This is a genomic window from Mesorhizobium sp. 113-3-3 (assembly GCF_016756495.1).
Taxonomy (GTDB): domain Bacteria; phylum Pseudomonadota; class Alphaproteobacteria; order Rhizobiales; family Rhizobiaceae; genus Mesorhizobium.
This window is the reverse complement of sequence record NZ_AP023243.1, coordinates 5,895,422-5,909,963: the sequence shown is the minus strand read 5'-3', so window position 1 is coordinate 5,909,963 and position 14,542 is coordinate 5,895,422. Positions and strand designations below refer to the sequence as shown.

Genomic DNA, 14,542 nt, shown 5'->3' with positions numbered 1-14,542 from the left:
GGGCTCACATTTCCTACGTTCGTCAGGGCTCCTGCGGCCGCACTCACCTATGTGCGAAATCGCTGCAGAAAGCTCCGGGTCCTCTCGGTTGATGGGGACTCGAGCACCTGCGCGGGCGCCCCCCTTTCCACGACTACACCTTCCGCCATGAATACGATCTGGTCGGCAACCTCTCGAGCAAAGCTTATCTCATGCGTCACAAGCATCATTGTCATGCCCTGATCTGCCAACTGGCGAATTACAGCGAGGACCTCTCCGACCAATTCTGGATCAAGCGCCGACGTGGCTTCATCAAACAACATGATCTTCGGCTGCATCGCGAGCGACCGCGCAATCGCTACACGCTGTTGCTGCCCGCCGGACAGGGCCTGCGGGTAGCTGCCTGCCTTGTCGCTCAGCCCCACTCTAGCCAGCAGCTCCAACGCAGCTTTGTTGGCGCTGACCTTGTCGACACCAAGCACATGGACAGGTCCCGCTGCGACGTTTTGAAGTGCGGTAAGATGAGGAAACAAATTGAATTGCTGGAACACCATTCCCATTTTTTTGCGGACATGCTGGATATTGTCAGCCCTGTCGGCAATTGCTCGACCACCGACCAAGCGGCGCCCTACAAGATCACCATCAACCGTGACAAGACCCTCATCGTACGTTTCGAGATAATTGACGCATCTGAGCAGCGTGGATTTTCCCGACCCGCTGGGACCAATAATCGCGCAAACCTTTCCCTTCTCGACCGATATATCGATCCCCTTTAGTACGTGCAGGGGGCCAAAATGTTTATGAAGCGACGTTATCTCGATCATCTGGACAAGGCTCCGCCGGTCGGCTGATTCAAATCCATCTTCTTCTCGACCAAAGCAACGATCATGGCTGCTGGGTAACTTATCGCGAAATATATCAGGCCAACCATAGCAAAAATTTCAAAATTTCTGTAGGTTGCGGCGGCCAATTGCTCTCCTGTAAACAGTAATTCGTTCATGGTTATGACGGATAGCATCGCAGAGTCTTTAAATATCCCAACAAAAAAATTTCCAAATGGCGGTATGACTATCTTTATCGCTTGCGGAAGTATGATGATCGTCATCATCTTATAATTCGACATGCCAATCGACATCGCGGCTTCGCGCTGACCCCTGGGGACGGCGATGATGCCGGCGCGGAACACCTCCGCCATGTAGGCGCCGCAGTTAATAGTCAGCCCCAGTACACCGGCGACGAATGGAGAGAAAACTATCCCGGAAAACGGCAAGACATAATATATAACGAATATATGAAGAATAAGCGGCGTTCCGCGAATGAATTGAACATAAACGCCCGCCAAAAGCCGCACTGGCCAAAATTTGGAAAGCCGTGCCAAGCCGACTGCCAGACCGACGAAAAGGGCGAGCACATATGATACGACCGAAACCAAGACCGTTAGTGCGGCGCCGTTAAGTAATGGTGGCAAGAATTCATAAAGACTACGCAGATAGTCGAGCATGTTGCTCCCCTATGTCCGTTCGGAGTGGCCGCCGGAGCCACCAAGCTCCAGCGGCCGCGACTAACTGCTTAATTGCTGTACTCGGCCAAGCCGTAGCGATCCAATATCTCCGATATCTTGCCGTTCATTTGCATCCACTGGAGCGCCCGAGACCAAGCTTCCCTGAACTGCACGTCTTCCTTTCGGAAGATATGACGACTGTAATGAGCGGGATTCTTGAAAGTCCGCGGCTTATAATTGGGCGCCAGCACGAGACCATATTCGGGATGCTTTTTTGCAAGAACAGCCAGGATCGGCAGGTCGAAAATGATGCCGTCAATTCGCCCGGCGCGGAGGTCGTTAATCATATCCTCGGGCATTTTGTAGCCCTTGTAGACAACACCGGGCGTCGCCTTAAGCCATTCGGAATAATCGTTGCCCAACTGGCTGCCAATTGTTCGTCCGCCCAGGGAATCAATGGATGTCGCCCCCTCCTGTGGACTGCCCTTGGGCACCATCAGCCATTCGGCATAGAAATACGTCGGAAAGCTGAAATCCACCACCTTCGCCCGCTGTGCAGTGTAGTGCATCGAGTCGCCGATAATGTCGTAGCGACTTGCGAGAAGGCCCGGTATGAGACCGTCGAATGAGACTGTGTCGACCTTATACTGCGGAATTTTGAGCATCTTCATGATGTACTGAACGATATCGGCCTCAATTCCCGAGTATTGCCCCGTAGATTGGTCAACAAAGGAATACGGGGGATCATCGGATATCCCGACACGCAGAACGCCGGCCTGCTGAATCCGAACGAGGGAGTCGTCTTGAATCTTGTCGTTCAAGATAAACCCTTCGAAGGAAGGATCGAATGCGGCTGCCTCGGCCGCACTCGAACGTCGAGCAGACAATGCCAAAGACCCGACGGCCAACATGGCGCCGGCGCCAAGCAGGCCGCGGCGGTTTGTCTGTAAGGATGATTCATTTTTTTTTGAACTCATAGGTCCCTCCAACTCCAAAAGTTCCCGCAACCAAGCGGCAGAACAGATATCAGATATCAGGTATCTTATATCTGGTCAACGCGGGCGCACGGGTACCACGGCGTTGTGGCTCTCACAGCCTTGTGATAGATGATATCAGATATCTGAAGACAATCGGCCGTTTGAACGAGAGTCGCAAACGTTGTCCCGGCGATCCGTCGCCCAGGATGAGGGAGATTGCGAAATGAAAATTTCTGCAAAGTCAAAGTTAAGTGAGCAGGTGGTACTCCACCTGGCGGCCGAGATAGTGTCCGGGCGACTTCTGCCGGGAGAAACCATTCCGGCGGAGATCGAACTTGTCAATGAAAGGGACGTCAGCAAGGCCGTCGTGCGTGAGGCAATTCAGGTCCTCGGCGCAGTCGGGCTGATCACCGTGCGGCACGGAAAGCGTGCCTTGGTTCGGGAAAGCGGCGACTGGAATGTGCTCCATCCGCTCGTTCAAGATGCGTTCAGGCAAGAAGGGCGGGGCCGCGAGTTGACGGAACAGCTCTATGATGTTCGGTGGGCGCTAGAGTGTTTCGTTGCGGAGTTGGGTGCAAACAAGATATCAAGTAAAGATCTTGAGCGGCTGCTCGAACTACGGGACGGTATGGATCTTGCGCATCGTTCGCAGATCGATGTCCGATCATTTTTGGACCTGGACAAAGAATTTCATTTCATCTTAGCTCGTGCAAGTGGTAACTTGCCAGCGTTCGCCATATTAAAAGGCCTGTCAAGTTCCGCGCTGGGTGACTGGTGGAAGAGGGTGTCGGCTGGTGATCTGCCTTTGCTGGCCGAACAGCACTCACGGATAGCGGATGCTTTAGCCAAACGAGACGGCAGAGCAGCTGCAGAAATGATGTCGGAGCACCTCAAGGCTGGGCGGGCCGTGCACATCATACAGACCGACACTCCGTAGATCGGTTTCCGGCGTGCCCAACTTGATCATGTCGGCGTGATGCGGACCATTGTTATGCATCGCGCACTCGCCGGCCCCGGATCAGTTAGCTGCCGAGAAATATTCATCAGGGCTCGCAATCCGAGGAGAATTATCGCGCCGCGACTGGCTCGGCATTCAAGGCCGTCCGCAACCTGTTGGCGATTACCGCTGCGAGAGTGATATGCTGCTCAGGTTCAAGGTGAACGCCATCCACCGGACTCACGCCGACAACCTCGCCGGCGTTGATGAAATGCGCTCCGAAATGCGCCGCGATTTCACGGTACTTTCCAGCGAGCAGGCGTGACTTGGCTGCGCCACCGGAAAAGATCTCTCCCAGGAAGCCCACCTCGTCGATCGGGGCTGGCGCGACGACGAAGACAGCAGGGTTGGAGCCGGGATAGCTGGCATTGCTGGAGACGATGTACTCAAGCAGCGCAAACAAGCCACGAGCAATGTCTTCTGGCGTCAGGCTGAACCGGCTTTTCAAATCGTTGGTGCCGAGCATCAGCACGACGGCGTCCAAAGGTCGATGGCTGTCGATGCAAGGTTTGAGGTAGGTGAGTCCGTTGCGCGAAGCACCCTCGATGGGATCGTCATGCGTTGTCGTGCGACCGGGCAGACCCTCCTCGATGACAAGGAAGCCTTTCCCCAAGGCTTCCGCCATCACGCTGGGCCATCGTGTCGTTTCATCAAATCGCCGGCTATCGAACCAGCTCTTCGCAGGAGCTGATCCATGCGTGTTGCTGTCACCGTAGCACAGAATTCGTCGCACTCTTGTCATCGGTGGTTGGGCCTCTTGCTACGGCGGCAGGTGTTCGCTCCGGGAAACCTGGTCACATCACGAAGGATGCGACCAGTCAACGTCACGGCGTCGCCTTGACCTGGTTCCAGAGGTCGGTTCGCTTGGTGGGATCTTCATCCGGCTGCATCCAGAAGATCTTGGTGCCGGCCGGGATGGAATCCGTCGATGTAACCGAATTGGCGTAGCCGGATTTCTCGGTCAGCTCGGCAGCGATTTTCTTGCTGATCACGAAATTGATCCACTTCAAAGCCAGGTCGTAGGACTCGCCCTTGGCACCGCTCGTGACCGCCCAGGTATCGACCCAAGCGATCACGCCCTCCTTCGGATAGGCTTGCTTGTAATTGAGGCCGCCGGCGGACAAGGCCTTGATCTGCTGCTCCGCGTAAGCGCCAAAGATGATCGGCGCGTCATTGTTTTGCGCCAGCTGAACCGAGTCCTGGACGAATGTGTAGAAGCTTGCGGAATTGTGCTTCAGGTCCACGAGTTTCGGCAGGGCGTCCTTGAACTGCTGGTCAGTCAGGTGAAAGGGCGTTTGCGCTCCGTCCATGATCGCCGCGGTTGCGAAGGCACTTTCGCCGTCGTCATAGAGCAACACCTTGCCTTTGTACTGAGGATCCCACATTACGGACCATGATGTGGGAGCAGGATTCACCTTTGCGGGGTCATAGATCAGCGTCATCGGGCTGAAGGCATAGGGAATGAGATAGGTTTTCCCGTCGTGCACGGCGCCGCCGATCTTGGAAAGATCCTGGAACTGAGGCAACTGCCCGGCATGGTTCGGAATCTTCGACAGGTCGATTGGCTGGAGCAGCCCTGCCTCATAATATCTCTGCATGCCGGCAGCGGCCGTGGCGAAGATGTCAAAATCTTTTCCTTGGCTGCCCTGGATCTTGGCCCACATTTCGTCGTTGGATCCGGCAAAAACGACTTCAACGGTCGCGTCATTGTCTTTCTCGAACTGCGCGACCCAATCCTTATCGGCATAGCCGTCCCACGTCAGGATGCGCAGCTTGCCTGAGGCGCTTGCCGGCGCGGCCCATGCCAGCGCGGCCACTGACGACACGGCCAGCAGCTTCCCGATCTGACTGATGAGTTTAACGTGCATTCTTGTCTCCTCTGGATTTGATTTGGAAATCGACGCTCAGTTGGCCTGAAAGCTATTGCCAGGCCCTCCGCCTAGGATTCAAACTCTGTTATAGTGTATGCAGAGTGCAGTCTTCAATCCTGGGAGTCAAGAGCCTGCTGATTGTCCGGATTGGCGCTCGACAGTCCGTTCATCACATTTCCGAGAGAGGCAGAATGGTCATGCCTTTCAGTGGGGGAACGCCGCGGAGGAGCGAGGAGGAAACTGCTTTAGATTTGGGAGAGGTGCAGGTAAGTCGAACCAACCGAGGAGTATTGCATTCTGCATGCACATCGTATAGGTAACTTTTCGACGTGACTGGACGCGCAGACAGAGACCCGTTGATGTTAATGACGCCGCGACCCGCTGACAGGCCGAACAGGAAAAGTTCGATGAACGATGTGCCTCTCATCGAGTTGAGGAACATCGGCAAGACCTATGGCAGCCATACGGTTCTGCGTGAGGTGAACCTGCAGATAGGCCAGAACGAGTTCCTCGTGGTTGTCGGACCGAGCGGCTCCGGTAAAACCACCATCCTTCGTATGATAGGGGGCTTCGTCGAACCCAGCAGTGGTGACATCCTGCTGAATGGGTCACGCATCAATGGCATTCCGGTCAACCGCAGACCGTTCAACACCGTTTTCCAGGACTATGCGCTTTTCCCGCACATGACCGTTGACGCGAATGTCGGCTACGGTCTTCGTGTCAAAGGCATGGCAGCCGATGAGGCCAAAAAGCTGGTCGCGCAGACACTCGATCTGGTCGGGCTTGGCCATCTTGGCAAGCGATATCCCGCGCAAATGTCGGGCGGACAACGCCAACGCGTGGCACTTGCCCGCGCCCTCATTTGCAAACCACGACTGGTTTTGCTCGACGAGCCGCTTGCAGCCCTGGATGCCGGCCTTCGCCATCAGATGCAGACGTTTCTGAAGTCGATACAACGAGAAATCCAGACTTCGTTCCTGTTCATCACGCATGACCAGGAGGAGGCCATCGGCCTTGCCGACCGGATTTGCATCATGGATCACGGCGAGATCGTCCAGGTAGGACAGCCGGGTGAGGTATATTATCGCCCGAGAAATCCTTATGTGGCGGATTTCTTTGGCGACAACAATCTGATCGATGCCCATGTGACAGCGGTTGGACTCGACGGCCTGACCGTGCAGACACCTTTCGGCTCAGCTCTAGCCACGCGGGATCGTGAAACGCAGTTCAACGTCGGTGCCCCCGTCATCATTGCTGTGCGGCCCGAAAACGTAGCTCTCGCGCCGGCCGAGGGTTCCGAGCCGATTGCAATCGTCAGATCGGTTTCCTTTGTTGGACCGCTATCCGTTATCGAAGTCGAGTCCGCAAAATCACCTGGTGCGGTCATCCACATCAAACAGTTGAGCAGCCAACTGGCTACATCACTGGAACCCGGCGCTGGCGTGTCCGTCTCGTGGAAGAGGGAAGAGACGTGGGTCATCCGCAAGTGAATGCCACGAGGACCTCGCAACTGGGCTTTTCAAGCGAGATTTTCCTCATCAAAGGTCTGATTGCTGCCGCCTATGTACTGCCGATAATTTTGATACTCGGGCCGTTCTGCATCTTTTTTGTCATTAGTTTCGGACGTGTCGAAGCCTCGACAGTTGTGCTCGATTTCAATCTCTCAAGCTACATCAGGATATTCGCTGACTCGACGGTGCGCATGGTCATCGGCCGGACCCTTGTGATTGGTGTCGCGACCGCCGTTATATGCACGTTGTTCGGCTACCCTGCAGCTTATCTGATAAAAATCCTGAGCCCGAAGCGGCGTCCATTGCTTATGGTGGCGTTCGCGGCGCCGCTTCTCATGAGCTATGTCATAAAGATCTATACGATCAGGAACCTGCTGGGCACCAACGGCGTCATCAACCACTTCCTGGTCGCTTCCGGCATTGTCTCTCAGCCTCTCGAATTCTTTACGTTGAGCTACTATGGCGTGTTTCTCACACTTACCTCAGTGCTGCTGCCGTTCGCGGTCTTTCCGATTTTCCTGTCCTTGGATCGGATCCCGAAGAGCCTCGTCGAAGCGGCGGCTGACCTCGGCGCCAGTCGTACAAGAATCTTTTGGACGGTAATCTTTCCGCTGAGTCTGTCGGGAGTGGCGGTTTCGCTGACCTTCACCTTTGTGCTTGCGATCGGCGATTTCATCACACCGGAACTGGTGGGCGGCCCAAACGGATTTACCCTCGGACGCATTATTTTCAGCCAGTTCGGTCTCGGCTTCAACTGGCCTTTCGGAGCGGCGCTTTCGACTTTGATGATGCTGATCGTAACGATTGCGCTCGCCTTGGCCACTAGGATCCGCCCGCCCGGAAAGGTCACGTTTTGAAGCCTGCACCTGCCACCATCATCTTCCTCGGCCTGGTCACTGGTCTCATCCTGACCATGTTGTTCCTCCCGATTTTGATGGCTATCGCAACGGCCTTCATCCCTATCCGCGGCGGCGTATTCCAATGGGACCAGGCTTCGATAGAGGCGTTCAGAAGCATCAACAGTGAGATTCTCGATGCGCTTAGGCTTACGTTGGTCGTTGGGATTGTGGCTTCAACCATCGCCCTGGCCATAAGCACCGGTCTTGCGCTTTACTGTGCTCCCTCGACGGGCTTTGGCAGAAAGTTCATTGAATTCCTGATCTTCCTGCCCTTCGTGATGCCGCCGATCATCACCGGGCTTTCTCTTCTCATATTCTTCCGTGAGACAGACGTGCCGAGATCTCTCCTGACGGTGTTGACTGGTCACGTCGTAATCTTGCTTGCGATTGCATACCGGACGATTGTGACTCGGCTGCGTGAGATGGGCGCTTCGCTGGTCGAGGCTTCGCTCGATCTCGGGGCCAGCCGGCTTCAGACCTTCTGGTGGGTCGTTCTGCCCAATCTCAAGCCTGCTCTGTTGGCTTCGTTTGTTTTGTGCTTCGCGCTGTCTTTCGACGAAACGATCGTCACTTTGCTGCTGACGGGCGGCCAAAACACGTTCCCAGTTCGGTTGTGGGGGATGATGCGTCTTGGGTTTTCGCCCTCGATAAGCGCCTTGGTCGTCTACATTTTGGCGGTCAGTACGATCTTGGCCTATTTTCTCATCAGGCTCTTTGCTCCGGCAGCCTCGAGGGCGCCTGCCTAGAGGACTCTATTCGCCGCGCTGTGGTATCCAGGGACCCAGTCACGTCGACACGGCCGCGCGAGTTAAGGTCACGCGCCAAAGCTTTGGAATATAGCGCGCCATCGCGCTTCAATTGCTCGCTGGACAGGACCTGCAAACCGCCCCGGCGTGCGGCATCAAATGGAGTGGGACCGCGATCGCTGTCACATTCCAAGCCGTCCAGAGCCTTGCTGGTACCGAATGGCGGCAAACAGTTGCCGGTACGGACACGACCTGTTTTGGCCTAGGCGTTATGGACAAGCTCATTCAGCGCCAAGCGATGCAGCGCAGGCGTGGCCGAGGCCAGGACCGGCCCTCCCTCTTCGGCGCGGCCACCGTCGATGCGGGTGACGACTCCGCCTGCCTTCTCAATGATCGGGATAAGGGCGACAATGTCGTAGGGCTGCAAAGACGGCTCAAGCGACAGATCGATCCGACCCGCCGCCAGCATGGCGAAGGCGTAGCATTCGCCGCCATACCGGGTCATCTTTACCGCGCTGTTTAGGCGTTCGAAACCAGCCTTGAGATCGCCATGAAAGTGCTCGGGCGAATTGGTGTGGAGAATGGCGTTTGACAGATCGTCGATGTCGCGCGTCTTGAGCGCCTTGCGCTCGCCGGCGCGCTGGCGCCATGCGCCCGTTGCGTCCGCCCAGAACCGTTCGCCGATATAGGGCTGGCTGAGCATCCCCATCTCGGCGTGGCCGCGATTGGTTAGACCGATAAGCGTCCCCCAGACCGGGATGCCGCAGATGAAAGGACGCGTTCCGTCAACGGGATCGAGCACCCATCGCCAGTCGCTGCCGCCGCCCGTCTCACCGAATTCCTCGCCGAGTACCGCGTGGTCCGGAAACTCTTTGACTATGGCGGCGCGCAACGCGATCTCGGCCTCGCGATCTGCCTCTGTTACCGGATCGAACCTGTAACCGGCCTTCACCTTCGTCTCTACGGCGAGGTCGACCAGATAGCGGGGCAGGGTCTCGGCATCCGCCAAATCAGCCAGATGGTGCAGGAAGGACGAGTCCGGGAGCTTTGACATGGGTTCCATCTCCAACTAGTCGATGCGGCCGCCACCTGGGTCAATCGCCGGATCGAGTTCCAACTTTGAAGCGCGCCGTCTTGCCTGTGTAGAACAGGCGCCCGGCAATTGCATCCAGCACAGGCTGGCGGGTTTAGACCGGTCGGTCCTCAGACCGCCTGCATGGACCGATCAGAATCCGCAGCCAGCAGACGCACTGCGCTCGCCGCACGGGCAACGACGTCTCGTTCGAGTTTGCCGGCGCGGACACTGGCGATGATACTGCGCGCCACCTCATCAACCTGCGGTCCGCCCGCCAACAGGAGTAGGTCGACGCCGGCTTTGAGCGACGCCACCGCGGCTTCCGGAACCGTGCGGCCGCGCAACGTCCCGGGGAGATCGAGATCGTCAGAGACGATCAGGCCCTGGAATCTGTGAGCGCCGCGAAGCATCGCGACCACCTTTGCGGATGTCGACGAAGGCTCGTCCGGATCGATCGCATCGACCGGTATGGGGCCTGTCATGATGGCACGTACACCTGCCGCAATGGCCGCGTCGAAGCACTTCAGATTGGGTTTGAGCTCGTCCAGCGAGGCAGTGATCGTCACAGTCGCACTGTCGTGCGGGTCTTCAGGCACATGGGGATGCCCGGGAAAGTGCTTTGCTGTTGCCGCAAGCCCTTGGCTTTGAACGCCTCTGATGAATGCGGACGCGGCGCGGCTGACGAAGTCGGCATCCACGGAAAAGGTTCTGTCACGCAGCCACGGGTTGCTTCCGGTCACCAGGTCGACGACGGGCGCCAGGAAAAAGTTGATGCCACAGGACTTGGCCGCGCGAGCGGCCTCAATTCCAAAATGCTCGATCTCCGTCTCCTTCATCTCCAGAACTTCGCGCGGATGAGGAAGTTGGGGTCCGAGGGCATGGAGGCGGTGCACCCCTCCCAGTTCGTAATCGATTGCGATCAGCACGTCGCCTGCGAGAGCCCGCGCGCGGTCGTGGTAGTCCATGAGAAGCTGCGGTGTTTCCGATTGCTGCCTGGCCGCCGACATGCGACGCGCCACATATTCCTCGCGTGTAGATCCGAGAAGGGAAGCGACGCCGCCGGCATTGAAGAAAGACGTCGACGCCTCAGTGAACTCAACCTTGTCAAAAGCGGGCAGCAGTACAGCATAGGCGTCGCGGGAGAGGTCGTCCATTTTGGTCAGTCCTGATTTGTTTTGGCTCTAAAAGCGACTGGTTCGATGCAAAAACCGCGCAGCCCGGGAGGAATGAGGCGGAGATGGGGGGCATGTGCGGTCAGCGTGCCAACCGGAACCCAATCATTGACCCTTGTCTGCTTTACGAACTTGGGAATGGAACCCAGGATTTCGACGCTGAAGACGTGACGCTGATCTCAGAAAGCAGAACGCCCCTCAACCCTTCGTAGATGTCGGGAACCGGCACCTGCAGAGCTTCTCGCCAGTTAGGGCCTGCCTCGAGCGCCGTGGCGTAGTCGCTGTACAACACAGCGAGCGCCTCGAGATAGCCTTCGGGAGAGCCGGCCGGCAGGCTGGTCGCCATTTTCGCGTCGGCCGACACGTCGCCGTTTCCGCGACGATAGGTGAGGTCGCCCTGGCCAAGACGGAAGACACTGAGCGTTTCCGGTGCCTCCTGCCGCCATTCCATGGTGGCTTTGGAGCCGACGATCTTGAAGCGCAGGCCGTTGCGATGGCCAGGAGCGGCAAAGGAGGACCACAAGACGCCGTTGGCGTTGCCCTCGAATTCCAGCTGGATCAAGTCAGTGTCGTCCAACCCGAAAGAGTCGACAGTTCGCATCAGATTGGCGCTGAGTGCTGTGCATCGGAGCCCGGACACAAACTCGACGATATTGAAAGCGTGAGTGCCGATATCCCCCAGCGCGCCCGTCGGTCCCGCCTTTGCCGGGTCGCCGCGCCATATCCCGCCCTTGCCCAATTTCGACGGGTCGTTGACCAGCCATTCGAGCAGATACTCCACGTGCATGAAGCGAACCTGCCCGATCTCGCCCGCGCGGATACGAGCGCGGGCGTCTCGGACCATGGGATAGCCTGTATAGGTGTATGTCACGGCAAAGAACGTGTCGTTTGCCGCCGCTATCCGCTGAAGCTCGCGCGCCTGCTCCGACGAATGGACCAATGGCTTTTCGCAGATGACGGGAATACCCGCTTCGAGGAACGCCTTGCACGGTTCGAAATGCAGATGGTTGGGCGTGACGATGATCGCGACTTCGATCGCATCGTCGCGCGCTGCTTCCAAGGCCGCCATGTCATGGAAACTGAGGTAGTTGCGGTCCGCAGCTACACCAAGCGCCTCGCCCGCTTCAAGGCAAGTCTGCGGGTCGGACGAAAAGGCGCCAGCTACCAGGTCGAAACGATTGGTGAGCCGCATGGCAGTTCGGTGGCGGCTTGCAAAGAATGAACCACGACCGCCTCCCACCATTCCGGCGCGAAGACGACGTTTGCGGGGGATGTCATTCGTTAGAAGGCTCATAGGTGGTCCCGGTCGGAGACGGATGTTGTACTCGTCCTATTCGACAGCGGCTGTGCTGAAGAACGGTCCAGAATACCTTCCACTTGCCCAGATCGAGCGACAAGTTCGCAGGGCTTCAATCTGTGACGCACAGTGACGCGATGCACCTTAATCGCTGTCCATCGGAACACCCAGTCCAGGCTCCAGTTGAGCGCCGCTCGGGCGCGATGATATGTGCACCTCGTAAGCGGTCACGGCAGCCTGGGTTGGTCTGGTGGATAGGATATCTCGGAGGCCTCCACGACCAGCTTTCCCTCATTTCCGACATCGAAAATGAACGTCCAAATGCGTCAGGAATGATGACTGTGCGAAATTGCGTCGGTGAGCGGCAGGTGAGACTTATCGACCATATGAACGACGAACAGCGCCCTGGCTGGACTGGCGGTGCCGGCTCATGATGACATTGTCGCCAGGCTCTCTTGAGAGTTATATCCGCTAGCCATGAGGACGGAAATAGAAGCTGCCCATGATCTGCTTGGGAGGTTTGGGTGATGATTTCGGAAGAGCGCCAGGCGATCATACGCGATAGATTGGCGAAACAAGGCAAGGTTCTGGCCAACGCGTTGGCCCTCGAATTCCGTGTGTCGGAAGACACCGTGCGCCGCGATCTTCGCGATCTTGCCAAGGCCGGGTTTTGTCGCAGGGTCTACGGCGGAGCGCTGGCCAGATCATCGGCGGCCGGCACGGGAGGCGGGCGGTTGAAAATCTCCGCCACCGATCTCGCGGCGCTGGCTGCTGCCGCAACCAATCTCGTGCAGCCAGGCGCAGTGATCCTGATGGATCAAGCAGCCCTAAGCGTTGCATGCGCTGCCGCTCTGCCCCGTGACATGGACTTGACGGTTGTGACGAACGCTCCGGCTGTCGCGACGGCATTGGCAGGGCATCGCCAAGCGCGCGTGGTTCTGTTGGGCGGCCTGTACGACCGAGACAAAGGATGCTCTTTTGGGCCCGTCTGCCTTTCGCAGTTGGAGCAGTTCCATGCCGATCTCTTCTTTGCCACCGATTGTGCCATAGATGCTTCCGTCGGCTTGACCGCATTCGACCTTGCCGAGGCTGAAATCAAAAGAATGATGTGCAGGCGAAGCGCCGCTCGGGTGGTTTTTGCTGCCGCCGATGGGATGTCGAGAGTAGCGCCTTTTCAAGTTTCGGGACCTGGAACCATCGACCATTTGGTGGTCGGGGCCCAGTTGCCTGCCGAGACCGTCGAATTGTTTGGCAAGCAGGGCACGGTGATCCACCGCGCATAAGCGGTCAAATCGAAGCCTTGGCGATCGACGACTTAAGGACCTTAAACAAGATTCTGCATGAGGGTTTTGAGATCGCGAGCGACGTCGTAGCTGTTCATCTGATGCTGCTTGTTGCAGAACAACTCGCAGCTCCACCAGTCGTCGTAGCCGGTAGACTTCACGGCAGACACCCAATCTTTGAGGTTTAGGGCGCCTTTGCCTGTTTCCACGTCGCGCAACACTGGCTCGTTTGGTACTCCGCCTGCAAACGGCAGCGAGTCGCAGATATGCACGCCGTAAATCAAATCCTTGTCCAATCGCGAGATTTGCTCGGGGCCGTCGCCTGAGGTGTAACAGTGCCAGAAGTCGACGACGAGGCGTATGTTGTCGCGCGCTGCTTTCCTGATGGTGCGAAGCTGCCTTTCCAGCGTGTTGAGCGGCGTCCAGGACAGCGCTTCATGATAGATAACCAGATTGCGCTGGGCGGCAATGTCGGCGACTGCGGCCAATCCAGACGCCGTGATGTCGATCTGCTCCTCTATAGGCAGGCCAACCACGCCCCGGTAGAGATCGGGTCGCCGGATAACGCTGCTGGGATCGAGAGCCTCGAGACTGATTGGACCCGTAATGACCTGAATGCCCTTTGATCCAACCGCCGAGGCAAGGTCCGTCAAAGCTTCCGCGTCTTTCAGCAAGTCCTTTCGCGCGTCGCCGTGGCGTTCCACGTCGAGGAGAAATCCAATTCCTGGAATGAAAGTGTCGCCGACAAGTCGCCGCAATTCCTGGGGACTGAAACCTGCGTCCAGGAAAGCACGGATCTTGGCGCCAGAGGCTTCCAGCCCATCGAAACCGATCTGCTGGGCGATATCGAGGTCAAGCGCCAGCGTGCCGTATCGCGCCACGAGTGCATGCAGGACAATCTGGTTGCGCTTGGACATGGCCTCGTCCGTCATAAGTGGTTGACATTGCCAGCAAGCAAGCCATACGCCTTGTTGAGGCGGAATTGCGCGGCAGTGCGAATTCTTGCGCGATATGCAGCACTTATCGCGTTATATCGCGTCGAAGATCTCCTGGAACCCGGACAGGTGTTGCGCTTGGCAGAAGCCAGTCCCGGCATATTTCGCTCGCCGGCGGCTGGAAGCGGTCAACCCCTACTGTCGCAAATCTTCTCTGCTAGCGCGTCACATTGCTTCGAATAAACCTACCCTGCGAACTTGTCGCTGGGCCTTCCATGGCTGCTTAATAAGAGCATGGA

14 protein-coding genes are annotated in these 14,542 nt (G+C 57.3%); 5 read left to right on the top strand and 9 right to left on the bottom strand.

Annotated elements, in window-relative coordinates:
* Positions 1–47 precede the first annotated feature (47 nt).
* The 3 genes from JG746_RS28720 to JG746_RS28710 form a co-directional block, all read right to left on the bottom strand.
* The gene (locus JG746_RS28720; protein WP_202355796.1) at positions 48–803 is read right to left on the bottom strand and encodes an amino acid ABC transporter ATP-binding protein; all 756 of its coding nucleotides are present in this window, start codon (positions 801–803) and stop codon (positions 48–50) included.
* Positions 800–1,480, bottom strand: coding sequence for an amino acid ABC transporter permease (locus JG746_RS28715; protein ID WP_202355795.1), 681 nt, complete (start codon positions 1,478–1,480; stop codon positions 800–802). The genes JG746_RS28720 and JG746_RS28715 overlap by 4 nt, the downstream gene beginning before the upstream one ends.
* Before the next feature lie 68 nt (positions 1,481–1,548).
* Positions 1,549–2,457, bottom strand: a complete 909-nt coding sequence (locus JG746_RS28710; RefSeq protein ID WP_202355794.1) for an ABC transporter substrate-binding protein — start codon at positions 2,455–2,457, stop codon at positions 1,549–1,551.
* 223 nt (positions 2,458–2,680) lie between these two features.
* Here JG746_RS28710 and JG746_RS28705 point away from each other — a divergent pair, with 223 nt between their 5' ends.
* A complete protein-coding gene (locus JG746_RS28705; protein ID WP_202355793.1) occupies positions 2,681–3,394 on the top strand; it encodes a FadR/GntR family transcriptional regulator in 714 nt (237 codons plus the stop codon).
* A 130-nt stretch (positions 3,395–3,524) separates the two neighbouring features.
* Here JG746_RS28705 and JG746_RS28700 read toward each other — a convergent pair whose 3' ends face one another.
* Positions 3,525–4,196 carry an SGNH/GDSL hydrolase family protein gene (locus JG746_RS28700; protein ID WP_244730514.1) on the bottom strand — a complete coding sequence of 224 codons (672 nt, stop codon included), beginning with the start codon at positions 4,194–4,196 and terminating at the stop codon, positions 3,525–3,527.
* 82 nt (positions 4,197–4,278) lie between these two features.
* Positions 4,279–5,322, bottom strand: a complete 1,044-nt coding sequence (locus tag JG746_RS28695; protein WP_202355791.1) for an extracellular solute-binding protein — start codon at positions 5,320–5,322, stop codon at positions 4,279–4,281.
* Between the two features lie 410 nt (positions 5,323–5,732).
* Between JG746_RS28695 and JG746_RS28690 the strand changes: the two genes are divergently transcribed.
* The 3 genes from JG746_RS28690 to JG746_RS28680 are packed head-to-tail and all read left to right on the top strand — an operon-like array spanning position 5,733 to position 8,481.
* Positions 5,733–6,815, top strand: a complete 1,083-nt coding sequence (locus JG746_RS28690) for an ABC transporter ATP-binding protein (RefSeq protein ID WP_244730513.1) — start codon at positions 5,733–5,735, stop codon at positions 6,813–6,815.
* The gene (locus JG746_RS28685; protein ID WP_202355789.1) at positions 6,797–7,693 is read left to right on the top strand and encodes an ABC transporter permease; all 897 of its coding nucleotides are present in this window, start codon (positions 6,797–6,799) and stop codon (positions 7,691–7,693) included. The genes JG746_RS28690 and JG746_RS28685 overlap by 19 nt, the downstream gene beginning before the upstream one ends.
* Positions 7,690–8,481: an ABC transporter permease gene (locus tag JG746_RS28680; protein ID WP_244730512.1), complete on the top strand. Its 792-nt coding sequence runs from the start codon at positions 7,690–7,692 to the stop codon at positions 8,479–8,481. The genes JG746_RS28685 and JG746_RS28680 overlap by 4 nt, the downstream gene beginning before the upstream one ends.
* Positions 8,482–8,743: 262 nt before the next feature.
* Here JG746_RS28680 and hisN read toward each other — a convergent pair whose 3' ends face one another.
* The 3 genes from hisN to JG746_RS28665 all read right to left on the bottom strand — a co-directional run bounded on the left by hisN (position 8,744) and on the right by JG746_RS28665 (position 11,971).
* Positions 8,744–9,535: a histidinol-phosphatase gene (gene hisN, locus JG746_RS28675; protein WP_202355788.1), complete on the bottom strand. Its 792-nt coding sequence runs from the start codon at positions 9,533–9,535 to the stop codon at positions 8,744–8,746.
* Between the two features lie 149 nt (positions 9,536–9,684).
* Positions 9,685–10,710 carry a glycoside hydrolase family 3 protein gene (locus tag JG746_RS28670; protein WP_202355787.1) on the bottom strand — a complete coding sequence of 342 codons (1,026 nt, stop codon included), beginning with the start codon at positions 10,708–10,710 and terminating at the stop codon, positions 9,685–9,687.
* A gap of 142 nt (positions 10,711–10,852) precedes the next feature.
* Positions 10,853–11,971, bottom strand: a complete 1,119-nt coding sequence (locus JG746_RS28665; protein WP_274609334.1) for a Gfo/Idh/MocA family protein — start codon at positions 11,969–11,971, stop codon at positions 10,853–10,855.
* A gap of 581 nt (positions 11,972–12,552) precedes the next feature.
* Between JG746_RS28665 and JG746_RS28660 the strand changes: the two genes are divergently transcribed.
* Positions 12,553–13,308 (top strand): DeoR/GlpR family DNA-binding transcription regulator, encoded by a 756-nt coding sequence (locus JG746_RS28660; RefSeq protein ID WP_244730919.1) that lies wholly within the window; start codon positions 12,553–12,555, stop codon positions 13,306–13,308.
* 41 nt (positions 13,309–13,349) lie between these two features.
* On the opposite strand, the gene JG746_RS28655 is transcribed toward JG746_RS28660, so the two are convergent.
* A complete protein-coding gene (locus JG746_RS28655; RefSeq protein WP_202355784.1) occupies positions 13,350–14,225 on the bottom strand; it encodes a sugar phosphate isomerase/epimerase family protein in 876 nt (291 codons plus the stop codon).
* Between the last annotated feature and the right edge of the window lie 317 nt (positions 14,226–14,542).